General features: G+C 63.2%; 6 protein-coding genes. 2 read left to right on the top strand and 4 right to left on the bottom strand.

From position 1 onward, the window contains the following. Window positions 1-237: 237 nt before the first annotated feature. Both JCM19049_RS09090 and JCM19049_RS09095 read left to right on the top strand, forming a co-directional pair. Complete coding sequence (locus JCM19049_RS09090) at window positions 238-1170, top strand: glycine betaine ABC transporter substrate-binding protein (protein WP_279402828.1); 933 nt, start codon at window positions 238-240, stop codon at window positions 1168-1170. A gap of 130 nt (window positions 1171-1300) precedes the next feature. Further along, window positions 1301-2182: a glycine betaine ABC transporter substrate-binding protein gene (locus JCM19049_RS09095; protein ID WP_054821425.1), complete on the top strand. Its 882-nt coding sequence runs from the start codon at window positions 1301-1303 to the stop codon at window positions 2180-2182. 127 nt (window positions 2183-2309) lie between these two features. Here JCM19049_RS09095 and JCM19049_RS09100 read toward each other — a convergent pair whose 3' ends face one another. The 4 genes from JCM19049_RS09100 to JCM19049_RS09115 all read right to left on the bottom strand — a co-directional run. Next, complete coding sequence (locus tag JCM19049_RS09100) at window positions 2310-2582, bottom strand: hypothetical protein (RefSeq protein ID WP_054821426.1); 273 nt, start codon at window positions 2580-2582, stop codon at window positions 2310-2312. Next, the gene (locus JCM19049_RS09105) at window positions 2576-3127 is read right to left on the bottom strand and encodes a hypothetical protein (protein ID WP_054821427.1); all 552 of its coding nucleotides are present in this window, start codon (window positions 3125-3127) and stop codon (window positions 2576-2578) included. Before JCM19049_RS09105 ends, JCM19049_RS09100 begins: the two co-directional genes overlap by 7 nt. Before the next feature lie 295 nt (window positions 3128-3422). Then, window positions 3423-3743, bottom strand: a complete 321-nt coding sequence (locus JCM19049_RS09110) for a DUF2469 domain-containing protein (RefSeq protein ID WP_054821428.1) — start codon at window positions 3741-3743, stop codon at window positions 3423-3425. Further along, window positions 3743-4135: ribonuclease HII (locus tag JCM19049_RS09115; RefSeq protein WP_374700273.1), on the bottom strand; the 393-nt coding region annotated here is incomplete at its 5' end. The genes JCM19049_RS09115 and JCM19049_RS09110, both read right to left, overlap by 1 nt.

The following is a 4135-nucleotide window of genomic DNA, read 5'->3' on the forward strand; positions in this document are numbered from 1 at the left end:
GCCGGGCTGGCCGTGGTGATCCTGGCGATGATCCTGGACCGGCTGACCAACGCGTTCGGCAAGCGCTCGGGCCTGTTCGCCCTGCTGATGAAGAAGCGCAAGGCGGCCAAGACCGCCAGGCAGCAGGAGCTGGCCGCCTAAGGGCACCACGCACTGCAGCTTTGACCTGTACTGAAGAACTGACCGGCGGGATCCGGCCACACACCGATCCCGCCGCGGGCACCGGCAACGGTGCCGGTGGCGCTGCGGAAAGACCGCTGCGCTACGGAAAGGGATAACACTCATGATGAAGAATCGTCTGCTGAAGTTCGGCGCCCTCACCGCCGCGGCTGCCTGTCACTGACCGCCTGCGGCAGCGACGGCGGGAACCAGGCCGAGGGCAATGACAAGGAACTGACCATCGCCGTGTTCAACGGCTGGGATGAGGGCATCGCCACCAGTGAGCTGTGGAAGGCGGTGCTGGAGGAGAAGGGCTACGACGTGAAGCTGGAGTACTCGGACGTCGCGCCGCTGTTCACCGGCCTGTCCCAGGGCGACTACGATCTGACCACCGACGTGTGGCTGCCGGTGACCCACAAGGACTACATCGACAAGTTCGGCGACCAGATCGAGGACCTGGGCGCCTGGAACGAGGAGTCGAAGCTGACCGTGGCGGTCAACAAGGACTCGGACATCAACTCCCTGGAGGAGCTGGCCGATAACGCCGACAAGTTCGGCAACAAGATCGTGGGCATCGAATCCGGTGCCGGGCTGACCAAGACCATGGAATCCTCGGTGATCCCGGAGTACGGCCTGGAGGGCATGGACTTCACCACCAGCTCCACCTCCGCGATGCTGGCCGAGCTGAAGACCGCGACCGATGCGAAGGAAGACGTGATCGTCACCCTCTGGGAGCCGCACTGGGCCTACGCCTCCTTCCCGATCAAGAACCTGGAAGACCCCAAGGGTGCGCTGGGCGGCACCGAGTCGCTGCACACCTACGCGCGTGATGGCTTCTCCGAGGACCACGCCGAGGTCGCCAAGTGGATGGGCGACTTCAAGATGGACCTGGACAAGCTCTACGACCTGGAGAACCTGTTGTTCGTGGAGAACGACACCGATGACTACCAGCCGCTGGTCAAGCAGTGGATGGAAGACAACAAGGACTACGTTGAGGGCATGACCTCCTAGTAGCCCCTGCCAAGTTCTTTTTGTGGTCCAGTTCGACTGGACCCCCGGCCGCCGCCGGGTCCCGCCTACTGCGGGCTCACCCGGCGGCGGCCTTTTTCATATCACCCCCTTGGAAAGGATGTTTTTGCCCATGCAGAAAACCACACTGAAGCTCTCGGCCATCGCCGCCGCCTCAGCCCTGGCCCTGACCGGGTGCAGTGCCGCCGGAGCGGATGATGCGGATAAGAAGATCAAGCTAGCCGTCTTCAACGGCTGGGATGAGGCGCTGGCCACCAGCCTGTTGTGGGAGGCGGTGCTGGAGGAGAAGGGCTACGACGTCGAACTGGAGTACGCGGACGTGGCCCCCGCGCTGACCGGACTGTCCCAGGGCGACTACGACTTCACCACCGACGTGTGGATGCCCATCACCCACGCCTCGTTCATCGAGCAGTACGAGGATGACCTGGAAAAGGTGGGGGTCTGGAACGATGAGGGCAACGCCGCCCTGACCCTGGCGGTGAACGAGGACGCGCCCATTGATTCCATTGACGAGCTGGCCGAAAAGGCCGACTTGTTCGGCAACAAGATCGTGAGCATCGAACCGGGCTCGGGCATCGTGAACTCCATGGAGAACGAGGTGATCCCCGCATACGGTCTGCAGGACATGGAGTTTGCCACCAGCTCGACCGCGGCCATGCTCGCCGAGGTGAAGGCGGCCACCACCGCGAAGGAGAACGTGCTGGTGACCCTCTGGCAGCCGCACTGGGCCTACAGCCAGTTCCCGCTCAAGAACCTAAAGGACCCCAAGGGCGTGCTGAACACCGATGAGGAATTGAGCATCTACAGCCGTACCGGGTTTGCCGATGACTTCCCCGAGGTCGACCAGTGGCTGCAGGACTTTGAGATGAGCCTGGACCAGCTCTACGACCTGGAGAACCTGTTGTTCGTGGAGAACGACACCGATGACTACGCGCCACTGATCAAGCAGTGGATGGAAGACAACAAGGACTACGTGGAAGGCTTGACCTCCTAGTAGCCCCGGATCGGCAGATCCACGCGGCCCAGGGGCGGCCGCAGCTTAAAGCACGCCACGGTCGTTGCCAGGCCCCCGCACTGGGTTCATGGCAGCGACCGTGGTGTTTAACCGAAGCAGAAAACGGCTAGAACTTCGCGGGTCTCGGCTTCGCGTCGGTGGCGCCGTTGACCAGGGTAGCCCCGTGCAGCCCAGTGTCCTGCTCGGTCTTGCTGAAGTGCACCCCGTACTCCAGTTCCATGGGCTTGGCGTACCGCTTGCCGTCCTTGGTCAGCTTCCATTCGAAGCTGGCGACCACGTTGACGGTGGCCCCGTTGATCTCGGCGGTGTTCCCGTCCTCCAGCACCTCGCCCTTGTCGTAGGAGTGGGCGGACTTGATCTTCACCGTGGGGTTCAGCATGCGGCTGGATCCGGCGTCCTGGTAGGCTGGTAGCCGGCGAAGTTGTTCGCCTTCGCATCGCTCCATACCAGGAACGGGTTCTGCTTGATGGGCTGTGCGAACACGGTGGCCAGCGTCTTCTTGGCCCCCTCCCCCTGGGCGAGCTGGCTGAACTGCGCGCTCATCTGCTCGACCTGGCGGTCGATGTCCGCCTCGCTGCCGCCCAGGGCCGGACCGGAGAGGATCTGAGAGTAGACAAAGTCCACGGCCTGCACCTGCAGCTGCGCCATCTCCTTTTCGCTCCAGGCCTCGCCCACGGCCGCCCACTTCGGCGCCTCGTAGCTAGCCAGCGACGAGTTCGGGTCCGCGCCGAGGATGATGTATTCGCCCTGCGCGTTCTTCCCCGGCTGCTTGTACACCAGCCCCTCACCCAGGTGGTCGGGGTTCGCCTCGCGGACCTGCTCGATGGCCTCATTCTTCTGGCTTGCGGAGGCGGTGATGGGCTCGGGTGTCTGGGTGTCGGCATTGGTTGCCGCGCAGCCGGAGAGCAGCAGGCCTCCGGCCATGGCCAATGCTGCGCCGCGACGCAGTGGCTCTTCTTCAATTGGTTCCCGTCCCCAGTTCGCTGGCGGTCGGCACCCCGGTCCGAAGTCCCGAGTCCGCCCGCACAAGTTTAATAAGGTTGAATTCTATCGCATGCGCAGGGTGACGCCGAGGGAACCGGTGGGTGGACGGGCACCCAACAGAGGGGGAAGACGCCAAGGGCCCTGCGGTAAACCGGGGTGCAGCGGTGTGCTGCCCGGCCTGCCGAAGGGCCCAAGATCTCGCGGGGACAATTTTCCCCACGAGGAAGCGCTGAACCTACTGGTCCATCTCGTCCTTGGGGATCTGCAGTTCGTTGCGGTTCAGTTCCTCGATGTTCACGTCCTTGAAGGTCAGCACCTTCACTGACTTCACGAACCGGCCCTGCCGGTAGATGTCCCACACCCACGCGTCGGTCAGGCTCAGTTCGAAGTAGACCTCCCCGGCGTTGCTCAGGGTTTTGAGTTCAACCTGGTTGGCCAGGTAGAAGCGACGCTCCGTTTCGACGACGTAGTTGAAGAGCGAGACCACGTCCTTGTATTCGCGGTAGAGCCGCAGTTCCAGGTCTGATTCGTAGTTTTCCAGATCTTCGCTCGCCATTAGTCTTTCCCACTTCCCATGGCTTCACTCTCGGTCTTTTTCGTTTCGGAAGTCAAGCGCCAGCTCATCCGGTGCAGGGCACATGGACCGTGCTCGGTGATCGCCGCCCGGTGGCTGGCGGTGGCGTACCCCTTGTTGACCTCCCATCCGTAGTGCGGGTGGGTTTGCGCGGCGGCGGTCATGATGCCGTCGCGTTCCACCTTGGCCAGGATGGAGGCCGCGGCGATCGCCTGGCAGGTCATGTCCCCCTTGATCAGGGTGCGCACCGGGATTTGCAGTCCGGAGGGCTCGGTGTCGACCTCCAGCAGGTCAAACAGGTCGGTTTCCTTGGCTGAGAGCCAGTCGTAGCTGCCGTCCACCAGGGCCGCCTGGGCCTGGACGGCGCATTGGGC

It is taken from the genome of Arthrobacter sp. JCM 19049 (genome assembly GCF_001310435.1).